Annotated in this window: 18 protein-coding genes, 1 pseudogene and 1 riboswitch; of the genes and pseudogenes, 9 read left to right on the forward strand and 10 right to left on the reverse strand. The window is 39.4% G+C overall.

What is annotated here, in order from left to right:
- Positions 1–56 precede the first annotated feature (56 nt).
- Positions 57–377: an ArsR/SmtB family transcription factor gene (locus Q7P97_RS10435; RefSeq protein ID WP_303969134.1), complete on the forward strand. Its 321-nt coding sequence runs from the start codon at positions 57–59 to the stop codon at positions 375–377.
- Complete coding sequence (locus Q7P97_RS10440) at positions 346–2,856, forward strand: heavy metal translocating P-type ATPase (protein ID WP_483315733.1); 2,511 nt, start codon at positions 346–348, stop codon at positions 2,854–2,856. The genes Q7P97_RS10435 and Q7P97_RS10440 overlap by 32 nt, the downstream gene beginning before the upstream one ends.
- A gap of 260 nt (positions 2,857–3,116) precedes the next feature.
- Here the strand turns inward: Q7P97_RS10440 and Q7P97_RS10445 are convergent, their stop codons facing one another.
- The 5 genes and pseudogenes from Q7P97_RS10445 to Q7P97_RS10465 form a co-directional block, all read right to left on the reverse strand.
- On the reverse strand, positions 3,117–3,488 hold the full coding sequence (locus tag Q7P97_RS10445; protein WP_303969135.1) for a VOC family protein: 372 nt from the start codon (positions 3,486–3,488) through the stop codon (positions 3,117–3,119).
- Between the two features lie 57 nt (positions 3,489–3,545).
- The gene (locus Q7P97_RS10450) at positions 3,546–3,935 is read right to left on the reverse strand and encodes a DUF1801 domain-containing protein (RefSeq protein WP_303969136.1); all 390 of its coding nucleotides are present in this window, start codon (positions 3,933–3,935) and stop codon (positions 3,546–3,548) included.
- A 193-nt stretch (positions 3,936–4,128) separates the two neighbouring features.
- Positions 4,129–4,557: a VOC family protein gene (locus tag Q7P97_RS10455; protein WP_303969137.1), complete on the reverse strand. Its 429-nt coding sequence runs from the start codon at positions 4,555–4,557 to the stop codon at positions 4,129–4,131.
- 109 nt (positions 4,558–4,666) lie between these two features.
- Positions 4,667–5,062, reverse strand: a pseudogene (locus tag Q7P97_RS10460) (VOC family protein).
- A gap of 462 nt (positions 5,063–5,524) precedes the next feature.
- Positions 5,525–5,800, reverse strand: a complete 276-nt coding sequence (locus Q7P97_RS10465; RefSeq protein ID WP_303969138.1) for a hypothetical protein — start codon at positions 5,798–5,800, stop codon at positions 5,525–5,527.
- Between the two features lie 313 nt (positions 5,801–6,113).
- Between Q7P97_RS10465 and Q7P97_RS10470 the strand changes: the two genes are divergently transcribed.
- A complete protein-coding gene (locus Q7P97_RS10470; RefSeq protein ID WP_303969139.1) occupies positions 6,114–6,941 on the forward strand; it encodes a polysaccharide deacetylase family protein in 828 nt (275 codons plus the stop codon).
- Positions 6,942–7,166: 225 nt separating this feature from the next.
- On the opposite strand, the gene Q7P97_RS10475 is transcribed toward Q7P97_RS10470, so the two are convergent.
- Both Q7P97_RS10475 and Q7P97_RS10480 read right to left on the reverse strand, forming a co-directional pair.
- On the reverse strand, positions 7,167–8,765 hold the full coding sequence (locus Q7P97_RS10475) for a zinc ribbon domain-containing protein (RefSeq protein WP_303969140.1): 1,599 nt from the start codon (positions 8,763–8,765) through the stop codon (positions 7,167–7,169).
- A 1-nt stretch (position 8,766) separates the two neighbouring features.
- Entirely contained in the window at positions 8,767–9,261 is a 495-nt protein-coding gene (locus Q7P97_RS10480) for a zinc ribbon domain-containing protein (RefSeq protein ID WP_303969141.1), read from the reverse strand.
- A gap of 224 nt (positions 9,262–9,485) precedes the next feature.
- On the opposite strand from Q7P97_RS10480, the gene Q7P97_RS10485 reads away from it, so the two are divergent.
- Positions 9,486–10,904, forward strand: a complete 1,419-nt coding sequence (locus Q7P97_RS10485) for a TcaA NTF2-like domain-containing protein (RefSeq protein ID WP_303969142.1) — start codon at positions 9,486–9,488, stop codon at positions 10,902–10,904.
- 30 nt (positions 10,905–10,934) lie between these two features.
- Positions 10,935–12,308 (forward strand): TcaA NTF2-like domain-containing protein, encoded by a 1,374-nt coding sequence (locus Q7P97_RS10490; RefSeq protein ID WP_303969143.1) that lies wholly within the window; start codon positions 10,935–10,937, stop codon positions 12,306–12,308.
- Positions 12,309–12,531: 223 nt separating this feature from the next.
- Here the strand turns inward: Q7P97_RS10490 and Q7P97_RS10495 are convergent, their stop codons facing one another.
- Complete coding sequence (locus Q7P97_RS10495; RefSeq protein WP_303969144.1) at positions 12,532–13,512, reverse strand: DUF1835 domain-containing protein; 981 nt, start codon at positions 13,510–13,512, stop codon at positions 12,532–12,534.
- A gap of 530 nt (positions 13,513–14,042) precedes the next feature.
- Positions 14,043–14,207, forward strand: a riboswitch (M-box (ykoK) riboswitch).
- Positions 14,208–14,380: 173 nt separating this feature from the next.
- Here Q7P97_RS10495 and mgtE point away from each other — a divergent pair.
- The 4 genes from mgtE (at position 14,381) to Q7P97_RS10515 (ending at position 18,054) form a co-directional block, all read left to right on the forward strand.
- Positions 14,381–15,742 carry a magnesium transporter gene (gene mgtE, locus Q7P97_RS10500; protein ID WP_303969145.1) on the forward strand — a complete coding sequence of 454 codons (1,362 nt, stop codon included), beginning with the start codon at positions 14,381–14,383 and terminating at the stop codon, positions 15,740–15,742.
- Positions 15,743–15,893: 151 nt separating this feature from the next.
- Positions 15,894–16,724 carry a conserved phage C-terminal domain-containing protein gene (locus tag Q7P97_RS10505; protein ID WP_303969146.1) on the forward strand — a complete coding sequence of 277 codons (831 nt, stop codon included), beginning with the start codon at positions 15,894–15,896 and terminating at the stop codon, positions 16,722–16,724.
- 210 nt (positions 16,725–16,934) lie between these two features.
- Positions 16,935–17,609 carry a MerR family transcriptional regulator gene (locus tag Q7P97_RS10510; RefSeq protein WP_303969147.1) on the forward strand — a complete coding sequence of 225 codons (675 nt, stop codon included), beginning with the start codon at positions 16,935–16,937 and terminating at the stop codon, positions 17,607–17,609.
- Positions 17,584–18,054, forward strand: a complete 471-nt coding sequence (locus tag Q7P97_RS10515; RefSeq protein WP_303969148.1) for a toxin-antitoxin system TumE family protein — start codon at positions 17,584–17,586, stop codon at positions 18,052–18,054. The genes Q7P97_RS10510 and Q7P97_RS10515 overlap by 26 nt, the downstream gene beginning before the upstream one ends.
- Positions 18,055–18,168: 114 nt before the next feature.
- Here Q7P97_RS10515 and Q7P97_RS10520 read toward each other — a convergent pair whose 3' ends face one another.
- Both Q7P97_RS10520 and Q7P97_RS10525 read right to left on the reverse strand, forming a co-directional pair.
- Positions 18,169–20,229: a transglycosylase domain-containing protein gene (locus tag Q7P97_RS10520; RefSeq protein WP_303969149.1), complete on the reverse strand. Its 2,061-nt coding sequence runs from the start codon at positions 20,227–20,229 to the stop codon at positions 18,169–18,171.
- Between the two features lie 221 nt (positions 20,230–20,450).
- Positions 20,451–22,142: choline/carnitine O-acyltransferase (locus Q7P97_RS10525; protein WP_303969150.1), on the reverse strand; the 1,692-nt coding region annotated here is incomplete at its 5' end.

Genomic DNA, 22,142 nt, shown 5'->3' on the forward strand with positions numbered 1-22,142 from the left:
TAATGTGATAATAACAAAACATATTAGTCATGTCTAATGTAAGGAGTGGTATATATATGATACAAGAAAACTTAGAACTTAAAGTGAAGTTCTTGCGTGCATTCGGAGACAAAACTAGGGTTCAAATATTAGAGTGCATCAAATATGAGGAAAAGACTGTCACACAAATTGTTGAAAGTATAGAAGGCAATCAGTCAAATATCTCACAGCACTTAGCTTGTCTAAGAGGTTGTGGAATTATTGTAGGAAGGCAAGAAGGTAAATATGTCTACTACGGATTGCGAAATCAACAAATTAAAGAGTTACTAGACACATTTGATCAAGTGTTGAATCAAATTGAAAACAATGTTGCTTGCTGTGAAAATCATATCAGTTAAGGACGTGCATAGTTTGGGAATTAAATGCTGTTCTACCAATGTAGAACCTGAAAATCTAGAGAAACAAACCTCCTGTTGTAGTAGCAATCAAGTAATTGAAATTGAAAAACCAACATGTTGCAGTAGTACAGAAAAACCTTTAGATCCAGTTAACGTGAACGTGGATCACGGAATCAAAGAGGAATTTCGGGTTTATGGAATGGATTGCCCTGCTTGTGCGGTAACCATTGAAAAGAACTTAAGCACTCTACAAAACATCAATGGAGTGAATGTGAATTATAGTTCTGGAAAAATGCAAGTCAGCGCGACGAAAGAACTCGATGTAGAATTAATTCAAAAACAAATGAAAAAGCTCGGTTTTGAAGTCGAACCTACCAAAGTGAATAACAACCTAAAAAGTTATTTCATTGAAGGTATGGATTGTGGTTCATGTGCGCTAACAATTGAAAACCACTTGAATCATCTTCCTGCTGTCAAACACGTTCAGGTGAATTTCTCAACGGGCAAAATGAAAATTGAACATGAAAATAGCTCCGAAGAAATTATGAACGAAGTAGCTAAAGCTGGATTTAAAGCGTCACTTATTACTACTAATAAGCAGACGCCTTCTTCCCCGCATTCTCGTAAACAGAATGAAGCTGTTATTTTTTCAGGTATCTTCATCGCACTAGCATTTACCGGATCGCACACAGGCGTTTCTCCTTTGGTAACAACGATTATGTACATAGTTGCTATGATCGTCAGTGGCTATAAGCCTGTGAAGAGTGCATACTATGCGATTAGAAGCCGTTCATTGGACATGAATGTTCTGATGTCTGCAGCAGCAATCGGAGCTGCTATATTAGGCGAATGGCTTGAAGGTGCCACCGTGGTTTGGCTGTTTTCTTTAGGTCTTACCCTACAGAACCGAGCCATCGAAAAAACACGAAAATCCATTCGTGGACTTATGGAGTTAACGCCGCCTGAAGCTTGGGTGAAAATTGGAAATGAATTAATCAAAAAGCCTGTGGAAGAGGTATCCATCAATGACACCATTATCGTCAAACCGGGAGACAGAATCCCACTGGATGGAGAAATCATCGACGGTGAATCCAGTGTCAATCAAGCTGCAATTACAGGAGAATCCATACCTGTTGATAAAGCTAAAGGCAGTTTCGTGTATGCAGGTTCTATCAATGAAAATGGTTCTCTCACCGTTAAAGTCACCAAACTAATTGAAGATACAACCATCTCAAAAATTATTCACTTAGTTGAAGAAGCACAAGAGAAAAAGGCGCCCACGGAAGCATTTATCGATAAGTTCGCACGAATTTACACGCCGATCGTATTCATCCTTGCTCTCTTGGTAATCGTCGTTCCTCCGATATTGACGTTTGGCACTTGGGAAGAATGGATCTATAAAGGATTAATGCTATTAGTTATTGCATGTCCTTGTGCACTCGTTATATCCACTCCAGTTGCAATCGTTACAGCGCTTGGAAATGCTGCTAAAAATGGGGTGCTCATCAAAGGTGGAACATTCTTAGAAAACGCTGGATCTATTGATGCCATCGCCTTTGACAAAACAGGAACACTGACAGAAGGTAAGCCAAAAGTTACGAATGTAGTAACTTTTAATGATTCCGAAGAAAACATGCTATCGATTGCTCGAACGTTAGAAGAACACTCTACTCATCCACTCGCTACAACAATAGTGGAGTACACAAAAGATAGAAACATTCAAGCGATGAAGGGTACGCAGTTTAAAAATCGTGTAGGAAAAGGCATCCAAGCGACGATTGAAGATATACCCTATTTTGCAGGAAACAGAAAGTTATTTGAAGAGATCGGTGCCTCTCTTACTGATTATTCACAGCAGATTTCAAACCTGCAAAATGAAGGGAAAACCATTATCATAATAGGATCCGCACAGAATGTTTTAGGTATCATTGGTGTTTCAGATACAATTCGAGAAACAACAAAACTATCAGTAAAAAATCTAAAAAAAATCGGTGTTCAACAAGTCGTCATGCTTACGGGAGACAACGAAGGAACAGCAAAAGCAATTGCTTCCGAAGCTGGCATGGATCGATATTATGCTGAACTACTACCTAAAGAAAAAGTGGATACGATAAAACAACTACAAGAAGAAGGATATCGCGTGGCCATGATTGGAGATGGAATCAACGATGCCCCTGCATTAGCAACTGCTGACCTTGGTATAGCAATGGGCGGTGCGGGTACAGATACAGCAATGGAAACCGCAGATATCATATTAATGGCTGACAACTTAGAGAAACTACCACACACTATGAACCTCAGCCGAAAAGCATTGACGATTATCAAACAAAACATTTGGTTTTCATTAATCGTAAAAGCAGTCGCTTTACTCCTGATCTTTCCAGGATGGTTGACATTATGGATTGCGGTATTAAGTGATACCGGTGCTGCGTTAATTGTTATTTTGAATGCACTTCGTCTTTTAAAGGTTCGAAGTTAGTTGTAGGAACGGTACCAGGTCCCCACACAACTCCAGGACAATTTAGAATAGTTTCTGAATTGTGTTGGAACCTGGTACCGTATCTATACGTTTCTTCTATTGGTGCGTCAATCATTCTTTTCACTTCAAAATGAATACTCAAATATTTTCCTCCCCCAATTTATAGTAATAGCTGTAGTCAGCGAAGTACTTTTTGAATGTTTCGACCCGAATAAATTTTATACTAAATAAAACAGTATGTTCCAATTGGATATTCTGCATCATCGGTGTTGATCGAACAGAATTGTATTACCATCGGGATCCTCAATAGATAAACTTGCAGGACCTTCGCTTGTTTCATCTGCTTCTGACAACAACTTAATACCTTTATCTTTTAGCTGTCTTTGAATAGCTCTTATGTCTGTGAATGAATCTAGATTTTGAGCATTTTCATCCCAACCTGGATTAAACGTCAGAATGTTCTCTTCAAACATTCCCTGAAATAGCCCGATGACAGTACCTTCATTCTTCATAATAATCCAATTTTGATTCATGTCCCCACCAAATACTTTAAAACCAAGTTTTTCGTAGAATAGCTTGGATTTCACAATGTCTTTTACATGTAAACTTACAGAGAATGCTCCTAATTTCATATTTCCTCCTCATGAAAAATTACTGTTTAGAAAATCAGTTACTTTAAATGTATCAAGTCATAAACTTCCCTTAATTGCGTGAGCCTCATTTAGACTCATAGCGTCTTTAATTAGCAAGGTAATAGCTTCTGCCTGAATTTCTTCCGACTGTTTTATTCTTATATGTCTCATGGTTTTTCCTGTACCTTGCAATAATTTATTTTCATCTTTTTCTAGGTGTTCATTTCCTCTATGAAAACCCAGATTCACGTGTTTTTTAGCGGGTTGCAGATAATAAACTAAACCAGTATATGAATAATTGGGCATAGTCCATTTAAACTCTTCGGTAAGTTCTTGGGAAGACTCAAAAATTATTTTCCTTAAAGTAGTTGTAATACCTTTAATATCTTTCGGCAAATCTGAAATAAACAGATCAACCTCTTCAGTATTTCTTTTCTTATTCACCATAAATTTCTCCTACTAATAATGGTTTCTAATCATACGACTGAAGTAACAGTAAATATATAATAATAAAAACCGTTAAGCCCCCAGGTATCAAGGGTTTAAACAGTTTTTATCACTCTGTTTTTACAGGTTTCTATTTCCCTTTATTCAATTAAGTATGAACTTTTCTAATTTAATAATCCGTGTGAAACCAAGATTAATAAGCTGTTTCTTCGTTGTTTAAATTGAATTGCCAAATGACACCGAATTTGTCCGTGATTTGCCCATAAAGTGTTGCCCAAAAAGTCTCTTGGAGCTCCATTTCAACAGTTCCGCCTTCTTTTAGTTGATCGTATACCTTTTGCAGCTTGTCCTCGTCAAAGCTATGATAAGCTAGACTCACGTTATTTCCAACTGTAAAAGGAGATCCTGGGAACGTATCTGAAAACATCACATTGCTTCCTTCAATGTCCAAACGCGTATGCATCACTAAATTTTTGGCTTCCTCGGGAAGAGGATATTCTGGATTGGGAGGATTTTCTCCAAACGTCATAATCTGCGGTTGTTCTGCTTCAAAAACCTTTGCGTAAAATTCAACAGCATCACGGCAATTCCCATTAAACGTCAAATAAACATCAATAGCCATTTCCACCACTCCTCTAAAAATAGTACTTACTCATGCACGATACCTAATGAAATAAATAACAAAACTTTCCTTCAGCGAATAGTAATTCTTTTTTTAAGATAATAGCTTATTATTTTGCGTTTTCATCTGGCTGATGGATTCCAAAAATATTTCCCTCAGTATCAAGATAATAGCCTTGCCACGCCATTCCTGGCAGCGCATATTTAGGCATTGCTAAGCTACCGCCACTGGAAAGTATCTTCTCCTCCGTTGAATCATAATTTGCCACTCCTATCGTACACGCATATCCATTTAGGGCTTGGTTGCGTTCTGGAGGAGGACCTTGACGCTGCATCAATGCGCCATTAATACCAGGCTCATGATCATCACCCGTGACGGCTCCGCAATAAGGCATTCCAGCGTACTCACTCCAGTCCTGAAATGTCTATCCAAACACTTCCCCATAAAACGTTTTCGCCCGTTCCATATCATCTACATGAATCTCAAAATGGACTAATCTTCCCATTTAATTCCCTCCTAAACTTAACAGAATATTCTTAACTGCTATCTTATTTTAGCACATATGAGTCAATTTCATAATTGATCTTTTTAAAATACACAAAAGGACAGGATTTGTATAGGTGATTTCAATAAACAGGAATTATGCCCTTCCAGCAGAGTTAATCTAGCGCTAATTTGATCAGCTGCGGGCTGGTGCCGCAGATCTGAAGTGATTTCACTTTGAATACTTTCTGACAGCTGCTCTAGTTTGTGAACGGACATTCCCTGCACTCTCTGGGATGCGTATATTTCACTGTTTCATATTGGGTATTATGGTTGAACTCGTCTCTAAGGTATTCTTGGTGGAAAGTGGGTTAATTGAAGAGAAATAAAAGTAAACAGCGCACCCTCTTTTGTAGATGAGGGTGCGCTGTTTTTTTGCATTGCGAAGGTACCTTATTTTACGATGACTTAGTGCTACTATTCATTACTCGCCTTTTTTCATTCGAGCATCATTCAATTGCTGCTTAATCAAATCCAACTGACTCTTATGTTGCTGAATTGTATCTAACTCATTGTCATATTGCTCCACATTCACAAACGCATTTTCTGCGCGCTCAATTGCATTAAACGCATGCTCGATGGCCATCTCTTCTGGATGAGACATCGCTTGTTTCACTGCACGTTCTGCCTTCTCTACCGAATTCCCAAAGAATGTGCCTGGGTGTTGTTTTTTCCAACTCTGGCCAAATTCCTTTCCCAAATCCTTCGCCTCCCACATGTAAAATCCATGATAATTATACGCTTAGTATTGCAAATTATTGCGGAAGTATACGCAGGAGGATTTGAATTGTATGCGGATCTCGTACCTAAAACCAGCATACTTATTCAAGTACAGGAAACACTACGGACTAGAGAAGAGGTGATATAAACTGAAACGTTTCTGGCTTATTTCTTTCATTGCTTGTATAGGAATACTTTACCTAGCTCTTTTCACCAATCAGTGGGGAGCAGATACGGATCTAGTAAGCACGGCCTCCGCATCTAAAAATAGCAAAGACAGACTGACGACAGAATTGGAATCATTCAGCAAGGCGCATCATATCCCGGCGGTTGATGCAAAGGTCGACAGAGTCTGGAAAGCCATCCCCGGCTACAATGGACTGGAAGTGGATCTGAAAGCCAGTTACAAGGATATGAAAGCGACTGGGACATTGGATGAATCAAAAGTCGTTTACAAAGAAACTTCCCCCACTGTTCATTTGAAAGATCTAAGCCCCCACCCCATTTTCAAAGGAAATCCCGATAAACCGATGGTGGCTTTTTTAATTAATGTTGCCTGGGGTAATGAATACATTCCTGATATTTTGGATGCACTCAAGAAGCATAAAATGAAAGCTACTTTCTTTTTCGATGGCAGCTGGGTAAGTAAAAATCCTGATTTAGCTAAATTGATTCATAGTGAAGGGCATGAAATTGGAAACCATGCTTACAGCCACCCTGATTTACAGCAGAAATCAGAAGCTGAAACAATGGAAGAGTTAAAAAAGACCAATGAGGTCATCATAAAAACACTTGGGATTACATCGCCCAAGTGGTTCGGTCCGCCAAGCGGCAGTTTTAATCAACAAACGGTTGAAACCGCAAGACAGCTAGGTATGTATACGGTTTTATGGACCGTGGATACAGTTGACTGGAAAAAGCCGGCGACGAATGAAATGGTGAACAGGATCGTATCGCAAGTGGAGAACGGCTCGATGGTTTTAATGCACCCGACTCAACCTGTAGCTGAAGGAATGGAAGATATGATTACACAAATCACACAGAAAGGTTTTCGTCTTGGGACCGTCAGTGAACTGATGAGTGAAAAACGTGTGAACGGTGCAGTATGGGATGGAGAATGAGATGTCTGCGCAAAAAAAACTCTTCTTACCGCACATAGCCGATTGGGAGAGTTTTTTTGTACTCCAAAGGCAGGAATCGTATTGTGTAGGGAACGGGTACTATCTTTCAAAACAGCGCATCCTCTTGTATTGATGAGGGTGCGCTGTCTTTTATGCTATTTATAAATGTCTTTTCAGTTAATTGTGTATGATTTTTTAAAAGATAGTTTAAAGTATCTACACATATTATACCACCTTTGCATCATTACGCTTCTCACGTAAAAACACACCAACAGCCAAGGAAATAAACGCCAATAGAAATGGCATAAGTAAAGCAGTGATTAGCGTTGCTCCCATATCAAGTCCGAAATCCTCCATAAAGATCAGTTCCATTTTCGAAAACCTAGAAGTTATTGCCATAAGAACCGCATATAGCCCTGATAAAAGAAGCAGATCTTTCAGGTTTGTTTTAAGCGAGTGGAAGAATCGAATGCCGATAAAAATGAAAAGAGATATTGGGATTAATACGATGAATTTCGGCAAATACCATAAGCCGCCCTTCAAGCTATAAAGCAGTCGCACTTCCTCTTTATCACTCAAAGTGTCAGCAAAGTTTGCAACAAAATCCTTTTTGGACATCAGCGCTGAAAGAGTACCACGTGTCATTAGATTATAATGCTCGAACGCTTGGATATCAATGGAGGCCAGATTCGCAAAGTGCAATGCGTGGGGTATAGAGACAGCAGCCAACATATTCGTAATCCATATGCCTTGCTCATCGAATGCCCTATTGAAATCATTTAAATATAACTGCAAGTAAATATAAATGAAAAGTGAAGAGGTAGTAAGAATAACCGCCATAGCTGCTCCAGAAAGCACGGTGCATTTCTTCCAACCAGGGAGTTGCTGAACTGCCGATATTGAACCCCTTCCATACTTCGTAACAAATGCCGCGAGCCCAGCTACAATTGCTCCAATAAATAAGGTCTTAAAAATAGAACTGAATGCATTAAAAGTAATATTTGCATCTACCCAGAAATTACCTGATCCCACCTGACCTAATGAAAAATTTAAATTAGCTATCCAGGCGCAAATCATGACAAAAACTGCATAAAACACAATACCCAATAGGAGCGGTAGTATCAGCTCCCCATTTGTTTTCTTTGCTTTCCATCCTATATAAAGTCCCATGCCAATTAATGCTAAGAACATAAATACTAATCCAATAGAAAAGAAATTCGAAGATTTGACAGAAAATCTCTCTACATCCCCATAGTCAAAGAAGTCATACGCATAGTTTAGAGATGCTTCTGCGTTAACACCATTAAGCAATGCGGCAAATGTCCAGACATTATAGAGATTCGGAAGAGTAATAGGAATCTCCAGTTCACTTGACAGTTCTTCACTTATAAAAAAGCCACTTCGCAAACCTTCGGACGTTAAGCGTTCACCCTCTTCAGCTACAAAGTCAATTACTTTTCCTTCTGAATAATTCATTACTCCGAAACTGAAGAATAAAATGAGCAAGGCACCAATAGCTGAGCTAATCAGTCCAGTGATAAAGGATTGCTTTGCACTTGTATCTTTTGAAGCTGTAAAGTTCTGTGTGTTTACTTTCTGTTTAACAAAGGGTGTAACATCCGATACCTTTAACTTAGTCACGTCAATGCCGCAGTGATTACAATAGGTCGAGGAGAATCGATTTTTGGTACCGCATGATGAACAAAACTCAAGCCCCCCACTCACCGGCTTCTTTCCCAGTGTTTTCGTATTAAGCGAATGGCCGCCAGCAATACAGTAATTATTTGCATTTGAATTTTCAGTTCTGCAAGTCGGACAAAACATATTATTCCTCCCCATTCAACGAAAATCCGCAACACGGACAGAATGACGATGATTCAGGAATCAGCATTTCACAATTATTACAATTTATTTCCAATAATTCCACCAGTTCAGTGGTAGCTAGCGTTTCACCGCAAGATCCGCAGAATTTGTCTGTGTCTGCGATGTGTTTCCGGCAGGTTGGACATTGACTATTCGCTTTCTGATTTTGTTGCAAAAGCTCAAGTGATCTAGCAAGTTCGTAAATTTCACGATCCAAAAGTCCAATAGGCTCCGCAATTTCTAAATAACTAGGGTCTGTCGCCGTTCCTTGTCTAATATCCTGATGAACCCTATTACCAAGTAGAAGCACCTGCTCAATTCGCTTCTGCCGGAGGAGTTCTAGTTGTTGGCGAATCTGTCCTGTCTCTTGAACTGTTGCCACTTTTTGTTTACCCTGTTGAAGCGTGTCCTGTATGATATTCAGACCTTCCCCTACTTTTGTTTGTAATGTACTCATTTTACATTCCACCTCATCTAACTTTATTTAATGACAATTGACTAGTTTATATAACCGAAAGAACCATGCCTATACGACTAGTTATGTTTAGTATAGTATATTAAGTAAAATTTGTAACTCTTTTTCTAAAAATAGTGCCCAATTCTATCATTTACAAAATTAACTACTTAAACATGCTTTTATAACTACTAAATTACCTGTATACTGTTAGAAAAAAGTAAAGGATGTGGTTGATTGTGAAATTTTGCAAAAACTGCGGCGATCAGCTTTCTAGTGAGGCCGAGTTTTGTACAAGTTGCGGTGAACGAACGCTTGTCTCAAACGAGCTGATGGTAAATAAAAAGCATCGTACAACAGACCTAGAAGAGACACCAAGACTTCCGATGAAACTTTGGAAAAAAATATCACTTTTCTCAGTAATAACATTAATAATTCTTCTTATCGGCACACACTTATTCATGAAAAACATGTACGATCCGCAAAAGAAAATCGAGGCTATGAATCTGGCTTTCCACAATCAAGACGAAAAAGCGTTTTTTGAGCAGTTTCATTTGCAAGATGATGCTTCCGGTAATGCGCGCCATTTTTATTCGGCAGTAAAAGCCCGAGGATGGAATGATTTGCGAAATGACCTTGCAAAGGAAGCAATGATTGTAACTGACAACCGAAAGAATAGCAGTGCAGTTACAATAGAAAACCCATCTATTTCAGTTGCTAGCAAAACCGTGGTGCCAGGATTATATAAAGAAGTCACCTTTACGATTTTGCCTACTGAAGTTAGTTTAAAAATCCCTTATAAAGGAACCAAACTGATGTTTGACGGGAAAGAGTTTAACTCAAAAGAGGATGACGAACAAGTCTTGCTTGGTTCTTACATTCCTGGAGAATATGAATGGTCTTACACTGCACCAGGTCCTTTTATGCCACTCTTAGGTAAAGGAAAGCATATCGTGAAAGCTGATGAAAACAACCAGCAGAATGCAACACTTGACTGGGAAGCCACAACGATTCGTATTGATTCAAACGTGCGGGATGCTATTGTATTTATCGATGGAAAATCCACGAAGAAAACCGTTAAAGAACTGAGCAAGCTCTACCCGAGCCAAATAAATGAGAATGTAAAAGTGCATGCGGTAACAAACGATAACAAAGGCACAGAAATCTCTTCTGACACAGCAACACTGTCAAAGAAAACTGTCTACCTAACTTTTAAGCATGTAGAGGAAGAACGAAAAGCAAAACAGAAGCAAAATCTTGCCGTAGAGCAAGCCAACGAAATTCGTCAACTATTCAAAAATTTCCGTAATGACTATGAAAATGCAATCGACTATATTGATTTTGATTACATAGAGGATTATTTCCCTGAAGGCAGTGAAATCCGCCGTGATTATGCGAAATTTGTCATAGATCATCGAAATATATTGGACTACCATTATGATTTTCTGCTAAATGATATTACATCCGTCAGTCAGGTTTCAGAAGACACCTTTGAATTATACTCGTTTGAGACATTCAACTTCTATTCTTATGAGGATGGAGATTTGCATTATGAGCGTAAGAAAAAGTATGTATTTAAGAAAGCAGGAAACCAATTTTACATTACTGCCATCATTAATCTAAATACGAATAAAACTAAAATATGAGGCTATTGCCAATAGAAAAGAGTTATACTTATGAAATTTTGCACAAACTGTGGAAGTTCTAATTCTCCCGATACAGAATTCTGTTCCAATTGTGGTGAACAGCTACAGAATTCCAACACACTAAAGCAACAGCCAAGACCAGCGAAAAAGTCATCTTTTAAAAAACCGATGAAAAGATCGGTAAAAATCCTTCTGATATTATTATTCACATTAGTTGTTGCACTTGTGGCCACACACCTAATTTTGCAATCCATCTATGATCCGATCCGAAAGATAAATGCAATGAATGACGCCTATCACAAACAGGATAAGAAAGCGTTCTTTGATCATTTCACTTACAATGATGGTACCGTCGCCAGTCCTGAAAATCTTTACACCGCTGTCAGTGATTACGGTTGGAACGACCTGCGTGATGAACTGATTTTTGAGGCTGAGAGGATGAAATCCAATAAGCCCATGAATGTGATCTATGATTCAGGAGAATTCATACTCGCCAGCAAACAGCCGGCAAAGTTTGGACTGTACCAAAATATACAATTTACCGTGGTTCCTACCACTGTTTCAGTGGAGCTCCCTCTTAAAGATACTACTTTCACTTTCGGCGGACAGGAAGTTCATTCAAATGAAGACGAGGAATTAGTTATAGTTGGAAATTTCATTCCAGGACAGTACGATTGGGAATTCTTGATAGATGGCGGCCTAATACCGATGAACGGAAAAGGCAAGCAGATTATCGAAACAACAGAGGGTAATGAGCAGACGATATCACCAAAATGGGGTATTACCACAGTGTATATCGATTCAGACTTGGAAGATGCCACAGTATATATTAACGGTAAGAATACTGGTAAAAAGGTCAACGAATTATCCGAAGTCTATCCAGCAAAAATAAATAAGCAAATAAATATGTATGCAGTCGGGGAAACAGATGACGGGAAAGAAGTGCAATCGAAAACCGTGGCCCTGAATGATACAAGTATATATCTTCCCTTTGAACACATTCAGGAGGCAGAGATGTTGGAAGAAGTACTAGAAGAAGTAGAAGAGTTTTATCAGAACTTCCGTGAAGCTTACGTTGATGCTGTATACTATACTGATTATGATTATATCGAGCGCTTTTTCCGAAAAGGAACACACAGCCACGGCAGCTTTGGCAATTTCATATCCGAGCTGAATACTAAACCTGGCTACAGCTATAATTTTCTAACGAACGAGATCATTTCTATGACTCCTCTTGAAAATCATACATTTGAACTGATTGTTCTAGAACGGTTCACCTATTATTCAAATGCTGAATCCCCTTTATTATATGAAAGGACTAAGAAGTATATTATTTCACAGACAGATGACTGGTACACCATTGATTCGGTATCGGATCTGGATACAAAACGATTGAAATATTGACGTTGAATTATGATAAGACCTGATGTATTTTTATATCCCTTTTAATTTGTATGTATTTCTAAGCATTGTAAACATAGGATGTTGAATATATCAATATTTTATAATCGTGAAATTTTAAAAAAACGATAAGATAACTGTAGAAATCAGTTATCTTATCGTTTTTCTAAGTATCAGATCAGAGTAAATAAAACGTCAATTATAAATCATAGTATAAATAGCACGATTATTTTTTTGTTATCTGTACTTCATATTTCCCCCAATCCTCAATATTACCTCTACATACAAGCCCCCCGTTGCGGATCAATTCCTTTACCCTGTATTCAATCCACGCATCACCTGTATACTGCTCCAATTCTCCGTATACTTGCCCAATGAGACGCAGTACGTTGTAATATTCGTCAGGATACTCGGACTGTAACTGACGTGCACAATCCATGATGAACGTGTCGTGGCGATCTTCATCTGAGCTCCACAGTTCTTCGTATTGCCAAGTGCGCAAATTAGACTCATCATACATAAGTGACTTGCCTTCTTGTTCGATGGCTGTGCGGCGGGCTGGATTCCATTTCCACGGTTCGTAATGCGCGTAAAGTTCGAGCAACTGTTCAGGCGACAGTTCATTGGAACGCAGGAGGTGAATTTCTTCACTCTGCCACGTTTGTTTGTACAGTGATTCGAATGCTTTCGTTATGTTGAGTTCGCTGATTTCATTTGGCCGACCACTCAGGAGGTAGGTTGCAAATCGCAGGCCTGTTTGCTCTGCTGCATTGTTGCCCGCCCAGAGAATGATTGGTAAATGTAAGGGGATGCGTTTGATGTCCTGTACAGCACTACGGAATTCTCTCTCTTGTTCTGGGAAATCACCGCGGAGATGTTCTTGAAGCCAACAAAATCGATTCTTGATTCCTTCATCCGTATGGAGAGATTCTATCGGACCGATTGATAGGATGTCGGGAAGCGATATGATGTGCTCCGTTGACTTTAAAGGCTCTTTGCGGAACGCGTGTCGTAGAGCTCCAGCAAACGCACGATCGAAGACAATGTGGATCGTCCAGGTGCATGTTTCATCTGCAGCGAGCAGCGACCGCGTCACTTTCCCAAGCGCTTCATCGTCTAGTCGCTCTGCTTGAATGAATAGTTGATCGACAATTGTTTTAAATTGTTGCGGAGTGAATGGTTTTATTGGCTGGTGACTTTTATTCATTTTTATCGTACTCCTTTTGCTCACTTTCTTATTTCAGAATTATATAGTGTGCATAAACTCCATGTGAAAGTATATAAAAATAACGAGTGAAGTTGCTTTCGTGTTTTTTAAAACATTCATGTTTTTTCTTGAACAGTTACCTTATTCAAAAGACCATAGAATTACTTCATAATAATAACCTTATTTTTATTATCATACCCATCAGTTTTGAAAGTATTATTCGCAGCCATTGCAATGGCTTTCGTACTTACTATATCAAAACTACCACCGATTACTCCTCCTATATACGCATCGATTAGATATACTTGATTTGTAGTTTACTAAACTTAATTCATAATAGATACAAGAATTAAACAAAGGATAGCTTCGCCAGACACTTACATGATCACTTAACCATTCACGTTTGCATCTCAAACTGGCACCTCATTTATCGTATATATCCACACCAAACGCGTCGTAATGGAAGAGTTCATAGCCCCAGTTAATTGACAAACCAAACGCCCTCCGATATCATCTGTAATGAATTGCAAGATACCCCTCGTTAGGTAAGGCTCCTGTATGGAGAGACGCTGCTGCCCAGAAACGTCCAAAGACGCCAATGGGTCAACAGGAATTATCGAGTTAAGGTAATTTCTAACGTAGCTGGATTCACTCCTATGCCATACAGTGCTAAAGCTCCACGACTGGAGGATATTTGTTTGGCTATTTACAGTTCTTTTCAAAGAACTTTTTTCGTATTGCTTATGACAAAACACCTTCTCTATTTGAAGGTGTTTTTTTATACTTCACTTAAAATTAAAATACCCATTTCTTATTATGCTTGTGTAAGCCTTACTTTACGAGAGAACTAATCTAAGGAGCGTCGTATATGATGAAGTTAAGCAAAAAGACACGCGAACAATACATGACTAGTGCGATCAACGAGTTGAAAGAAGAAAAAATCGTAGAGTTTCGAGAAACGTTTTTACAGTTGCATCCATCCGATCAATCGGACATCTTCATGACGTTGCAAGAAGACGAACGTCACCGAGTTTATGCGTATGTATCCCCACGTGAAATGGCGGTTATCTTCGGCCTTTTAAAATTTCATAATCAAAAAGAAGTTTTTCAAGAGCTGAATGACAAATATGCTTCCGAAATGCTCAACAATATGTTTACGGATGACATCGTAACATTTTTAACCAAGCTCAATAATGAGTTGCCGAATTCCATAATCAACAATATGGAACCTGGCAAAGCCGAAAAGATTAAAAGCCTTCTATCGTACGAACCAGAAACCGCTGGAGCTGTAATGACGAAGGAGTTTGTCGGCATTTCATCTACTGACAACGTAACGGACGTTCTCAATACATTACGAGTCATTGCCTCGGACGCTGAAATTATCTACTATTTATATGTGGTCGACGAACATGGCAAGCTAATCGGCGTCGTATCATTGCGCAACTTGCTCGTCGCAAATCCTGAAGAAATGATCGTAGATATTATGAATACACGCGTCGTATCGGTTCCAGATCAAATGGACCAAGAAGACGTAGGGAAACTCATCAAAAAGTACGACTTCCTAGCGGTTCCTGTCGTCACTACAGAAAATCATTTGCTAGGTATTATTACTGTCGATGACATTATGGACATTTTAGAAGCAGAAACGACAGAAGACTTTGGTGAATTATCGGCTACTAAAGGTGCGACAGATGTGAACTTAAGTTCATTTGCGGCCGCCAAAAAGCGTTCTCCATGGATTATTAGTCTGATGTTTTTTGGTTTAATCACAGGTGGAGTAATTGGACGATTTGAAGAGACATTGGAGTCAGTCGTGTTGCTCGCTGTGTTCATTCCCATGATTATGGACTCTGCGGGTAACGTTGGAACACAATCGCTAGCGATATCCGTTCGCGGTCTGGCGTTAGGCACAATTGAAAAGAACAGTGCGTTCAAGATGGTCAGACGTGAATTAAAGACCGGTTTCTTAATCGGACTGATTTGTATGGTCGTTATTACAGGGCTAGTGTATATTTTCTATAGTAATTTAGCCCTTGGTCTCATTGTCGGCTTTTCCATTTTACTGACGTTAGGCATTTCGGCAGTTATTGGCGCAATCGTTCCATTGATCATCAATAAATTGAAATTCGATCCAGCTATCGCTTCCGGTCCGTTCATCACGACGTTAAATGATATTATCGGGTTACTGATCTATTTCTCGATCGCCACAACATTAATCGAATATTTGTAAGTAAAAAGTGCATGTCCCATTAATGCCACCCAAACAGTCAGACTGATGATAGTAAAAAAACGTGTATCCTTTTCTAGATAACTCTCTATATGAAGTATGAGGAGTACTAAATAAGTACTCCTACATCATTTAACTCTAGGGGGACTACCAGATGAAATTATTAATTAACGAAGATCCGATTCCATTATTGCCTTCACTCGCAATGAAAGTTGGACTAAACGCTGCGCTATTCTTGCAACAACTTCACTACCGATTGAACATTTCAAAAAACGTACGTGATGGTCATAAATGGGTGTTTAATACATACGACGACTGGATGGAAGAATTTCCGTTTTGGTCGTTAAACACGATTAAACGGATTACGTACGACTTGGAACAAAAGGGATATCTGATCTCTACTTCTAAACACAATAGGATGAAAATCGACAACACGAAATGGTATCGAATTGATTATGAAATGCTGCCATTTTCCTATGCACCAAATGAAACAACGACCAACCCAAAAGAGGACACCCCACCATCTCAACATGAGACGGCAATCAACTCACAATTAGACGCTGTGCAAACTCACACTGGTACGAGGGAGTATCTCACTATGGGACGGCCTATAACCAAAGAACTTAAGAATATAAAAAATAAAACCTTTGTCGAGAAAAATCTCGACGTCGCACCTTCCGTGATTCAGTACCTGAACGACAAAACCGGAAAACATTTCAAAGCCGAGTCCGCCGCTACCCGTAAATTCATCAATGGACGGATCAAAGAAGGATACACAGAGGAAGACTTCATCCGTGTCATCGACTTAAAGGCCAAGCAGTGGTTAAACCTTCAAGAATTCAAAGCATTCCTTAGACCTTCTACGTTGTTTAACGCAACGAACTTTGAAAACTATGTCAATGAACTGGTTGTAGACAAGAAACCAGAAAGAAAGATATACAGATCACCCGTTCTTGATTTTGATATGGGAGAGGATTTTTCGTGAAGGTACCAGGTCCTCACACAACTTCAGTTCAATTCAGAATCGTTTCTGATTAGTGTCGGGACCTGGTACCTTCTTAAATTCTCTCAGGCGCATGGTACTACTTTTCGAACAGGTATAAAAAACATTTAATTGAATACAATAATTAACATGAACTTCAGTTTGAGTTGCTTGTAGTTTAGTTTCAGTTTGTTTATAATAGGAGGTGAAGAGGTGATGATCATGTTGACGATGTTCGAAAAAAAAGAATTTGTTAAAAGAACACCTGAATTAACTAAACGTCTTTTCGAAAATGAGGATGATAGTTTATTATTCTTTAAAGTAATGGTAAATTATTTAGAAAAAACTAACATAAACAACCTTCAATTTAGTAAGTTGAATGATTCAATCCTTGGTAACACAGAGGAAATGGAAAAGTATCTCTCAAAAATATTAGAGGAAATGGCAGAGATTGCTGCAGAGGACACAAATTTTGCCCCTGCTTATACTACGGGGCAAATTGCAAAATATTTCGGAGTATCGATTACTACTATCAATAATTGGATTAAAGAAGGTCGATTCGTGGGCGTTGAAAGAACTGAGAAAAACTCACAAGCACGAATCAGCGCAAATACTTTGTGGAAATCCAGAACAGGTAAAATGTACACTGTTGATAAAATTGTGAAAGAATGGGAAGAAGAACAAGAAGAAAACCTTTATGATTCGAATGAACGTTTATTCTTGGTTGAACAGATAGCTCTTTATGAAGGAAAGTACGGGGGAGATTTCGAGAGTACATTGGGTTCTATGGATGACTTATCATCCGAAGAACAAACTGATGTTGCTGCTTGGTCATATTTCATTAGAAAGTTCGATGCGTTAAATGTCAACAGGAATTCCAAAGACTAACTATACATTGCTTGAAAATGAATTTGATGAAATCACGGAAATCCGCGACGGCGCTAATGGTCTACCCTCGCAACCGGGTGCTGTTCGAAAAACTATTATATTTTCCGACTTAACAAAACTTTCCTGTCAAGAGATAATAAAAGATGGATTTATTGAGTACTACCACTATGATTTTTATTCCCCTACTGGTTCGATTGTTATAAAATTTCACTCTGAGCCCCATGAGGAGAGTAAAGAACATCAAACAAGTACCGAACCTTTTCATTTACACGTCAAAAGGGATGAACAAGACCAAAAAGCTTCCATAAGGTTACCCAACGGCAGAATTAGAGAACTATGGACTATAATAGAAACAATTCTAATGAGTAAACATTTGAAATACGCTCATGTAAGCTCCCCTACTATTAAATCAAAAGGCAGAAAAAGGCGATTGAAAGGAAGGTAAAGTACGCTGTGCAAAAAACAATTAAGTTTGTTTAAACATTCACATTTTTTAGAGGTGCCTGTGTGAGAAATATTCATGAATGTTTCTCACACAAGCACCTTATTCCCTTTCCCTTCAATCCTCTTTACCTGTAAACCACTTCCGCCCCCACTCTTCAATCCCTTCCCAAAACTCTTTTTTCTTCTGATCCTTCTCTATCTTCTTCTCTTTCTTTTCTCTTTCTTCCTTGGTCTTTTTCTTCTGCTTCTTCAGCTCTTTTATTTCTTCATCAATTAACGACAAATCAAATTCCTTGGCTGTTAATTCGCTTGCTGATTTTGAAACAACTTGTGCGAAAATCGGGGGTGCGGTAAAGCTGCTAGTAGATGTTAAATAATGGTCGGCGTCTGTTTGATCATATCCGAGCCAGACTGCACCGGCAATATCCGGTGTATAGCCAACGAACCAATGATCTTTTGAACCGTCCACTCCTTCAATCGGGAGCTGCGTGGTGCCCGTCTTCCCCGCCACGTCCACACCGGAAACTTGGGCTTTTTTGGCAGTACCTTCATTTACAGCCCCTTGCAGCATATAGGTCATTTGCTGGGCAACTTCCGCATCTGTCACGCGTACAGACTCACCCTGCCACTTTCCTAGCACTTTTCCTTCCGAATCTTTAATTTCAGTGATCGCATGCGCTTCTTCCATCACTCCATCATTCGCAAACGCAGAAAATGCTTGAGCCATCCGTAAAGGAGAAGTACCTTTGTCGAGACCTCCGAGCGCTAATCCAAGCGTACGGTCATTTTTTTCTAATGATATCCCAAACAGTTCAACCGCATGAACTCCATTTTTGATGCCGATCTCATCCAACAGCCATACAGGAGGAATATTATACGATTGTGCGAGTGCATCGTACATCGTCACTTCCCCTCTATATTGCTGATCAAAGTTTTTCGGAGAGTATCCATCCATATCAATTGGTTCATCTACAAGCAAATCTGACATATGGTATCCTTGTTCAAGCGCCGGCGTATAGACGGCAAGCGGCTTTAACGCAGATCCAGGCTGCCGTATGAGGTCAGTCGCATTATTGAAGCGTCCCTGCGTATATTCTCCTCTCCCTCCGACTAACGCCAGGATTCCGCCTGTTTTAGGGTTCAAGAAAACAGAGGCACTCTGCAAAAGTTGATCTGGCGTGCTGCTTGGAAAATATCTATCATCCGCATACACTTCTTCCAGCGCATTCTGGACCGTCGGATTGATTTCTGTCGTAATATGCAACCCGCCGGACAGCACTTCATTTTTCGTCAAATCGTACATAGTGACCGCCTCGTTCACTACACGGTCGATATAATACGGATAGTTCACTTTATAATCTGGAACTGTCGATTCAGCCAATGCCAGTTTCTGCCCAACCGCTTCATCGTATTCTTGCTGACTGCTATACTGTTCACTCAGCATCAACGACAACACGAGATTGCGCCGTTTCACCGACTTTTCTATATCTTTCGTAGGCGCTAAATGCGACGGTGCTTTAATGACGCCCGCAATTACCGCAGATTCGCTTAACGTCAATTCGCTGACATCCTTACCGAAATAGGTCTGCGCTGCACGTTGAACGCCCCACGCCCCGTCACCGAAATAGATTTGGTTAAGGTAACGTTCCATGATCTCCTCTTTCGAATACACTCGTTCAATCTTCTTTGCGAGGATCAGTTCTTTGAATTTACGCGAATACGTACGCTCCTGCGTCAAAAATACATTTTTTGCAAGCTGCTGCGTAATCGTACTGCCCCCTGCCACGATTTTGCCTTTGAACGCGTTCTCGACTAAGGCACGTCCCATCCTGAAATAATTAATGCCGTGATGTTTGTAGAATCGTTGATCTTCCACGGAGACGACTGCTTCGATCAACGTATTCGGAATCTGGTCAATCGTTACACCTTCAATATTCGAATTCGAAACTTTGCTGATCACTTCACCGTCCGGATCGTAAATCACTGTCGCTCTGGGTGCAGGTTCTTCAAGTTTACTGACGTCGCTGAATGTGATGAAGACATTCAGTACGAGTAGTACGCAAAGAACGGCAAGCAGTGAACTGATCAATACGAAACGGATGATCTTGTTTTTCAGGCTTCGTTTCTTTTTAGGTGCTTTTTTATGTTGTAATGCCTTATACTCGGATCTTTTCATATAGGTTTCACCTGCTTTATGCTGCGGATTTTTATTGGTTCAGTACAGCATAAGTATTGACGATGGGGGTGTTTGAAGGTTGCGGATTTTGTCTGTTGGGGGATTTTGGTACGGATGTATGTAAAAAAGATACTACTCAGAAGTTAGGATTCTGGGTAATATCTTACTAAAAGTACCTGTGCATGAAACTTTCATGATTGTTTCGCGCACAGCTACCTCATTTAAATAATACGGTTCGCAATCTGTCGTAATTCTAAAAATGCATCTTCCAAATGATTGGTTAACTTCTGCGCATGACCTGCTTCATCCGCACTGGAGGAGATATTAATAGAAATCGATTGATCTAATAAAATATAAGCGAGTCCAAAACCGCCTTCAACGACTGGCCCGAATATCCGATACTTTACATTGTCATACGCCATACCACTTGTCGAAATGAAATCATGCCGCATTGTCAAATAGCCAGTGTCGCTAAAGAGTGCAGGTCTATCCGTCATACCGAGGTCTTCCCCGTGCAACGTATACATTTGCTCCAGGCCGTACATATGCCTTTCAACACCGAATCCTTTACGGCACCTTACAATTCGATCTGTATGAGCCGCGCTCGCCTTTTGCATCAAGTCATACAACACTTCATGACTCTCTTCACCATTTTCTAGCGCTTTCACCAAGTCTAGCTTCTCCATACTGGTCGCTCTCGCACATTCCGTTCTTCCTTCATAAAATGCACGGACTGATACAGGTTCATAAACGCTTCTAAATGTGCCAAACGTTCTGTACTGTGCAATTTGTAAAGCCATATGGAAAAACGCATCGGGACTAATATTCATCTTTTTGATTTCATCTGAACCAAAGCTGTTGAAGATTGTCGTTTTAATAGAAAACTCTTTTTTGACTCTTGCATGATCTTTTTCGAATCTCATTAACGACTTCTTAATCTCCGCAGATAATTCCCATTGTTGTTTTTCCATTAGAGTGGGTTCAGTCGTATATATGGTTTCAGGCTCATCACTTTCCAGGCCTTCATTTACATAGCTAATGACAGCAAATATCGTCGTACCATCAACCGAAGAATGCTCGATGCTATAACCCAATTCACCTTTATTAGTGAGGATCACTTGGATGGTTTTATCAAAGTATTTATTCGTCCCATTTAACATTAAATTCTCAATCGCTTCTTCGGAAGTACTACTTTCTTCATCCATAGAGAGGACAATGAGCGAATCCGCTATCGCTTGTAGATGATCCGCATTCACTTTAGATACGATAAGTTGATCATATATCTTCGCAGCTTCATCTCTTTTCGCCGTTGTAAAAATCCCTACGTTGGCGCCTTCACTTTGCTCTTCTTGAAAAGTTCTTTCAATAGCATTTGCGATTTCACGGCTTTGATACATTTCACCTTCACTATTTGTTACGTTCACTTTATACACATTTCTTTTATATAAAATAATGACATGGTTATTTCTTTTCTCGAATGCCGCTACTCTAAATTCATCTCTTTCTACTCTGGGAATGCGAATGGACTTAAAAAACTTCTTATATTGACTCATATCTTGGGGCACACCATTTTTTACGACTGGTGCTACTTCACCATCAATTATTAAATGATAGAATTCCGTGACTAAACGGCTTACCCTTCCCGCAAGTTCCGCACGCGTATATCGATTTTCATGGTTTTTATTATCCAATAAAATATTAAAATGCATACCCGTTGGCAAAGGATCACGGAATTTTAAGTACATATCATCCCATAAAGGCTTTAGCCAACTTCCTTCCATTTCATCATCCAATTCGCATAATTTTTTTTGCAGTTTTTCTGCGTCTCCATCTACTTTGAAGAAATCGTTCACAACCTCCGTAGTTTCTTCAAGTTGTTTATCGTGTAAAAATGGTTCAACCCATTCAAGAAG

Source organism: Sporosarcina ureae (assembly GCF_029267015.1).
Classification (GTDB): domain Bacteria; phylum Bacillota; class Bacilli; order Bacillales_A; family Planococcaceae; genus Sporosarcina; species Sporosarcina ureae_D.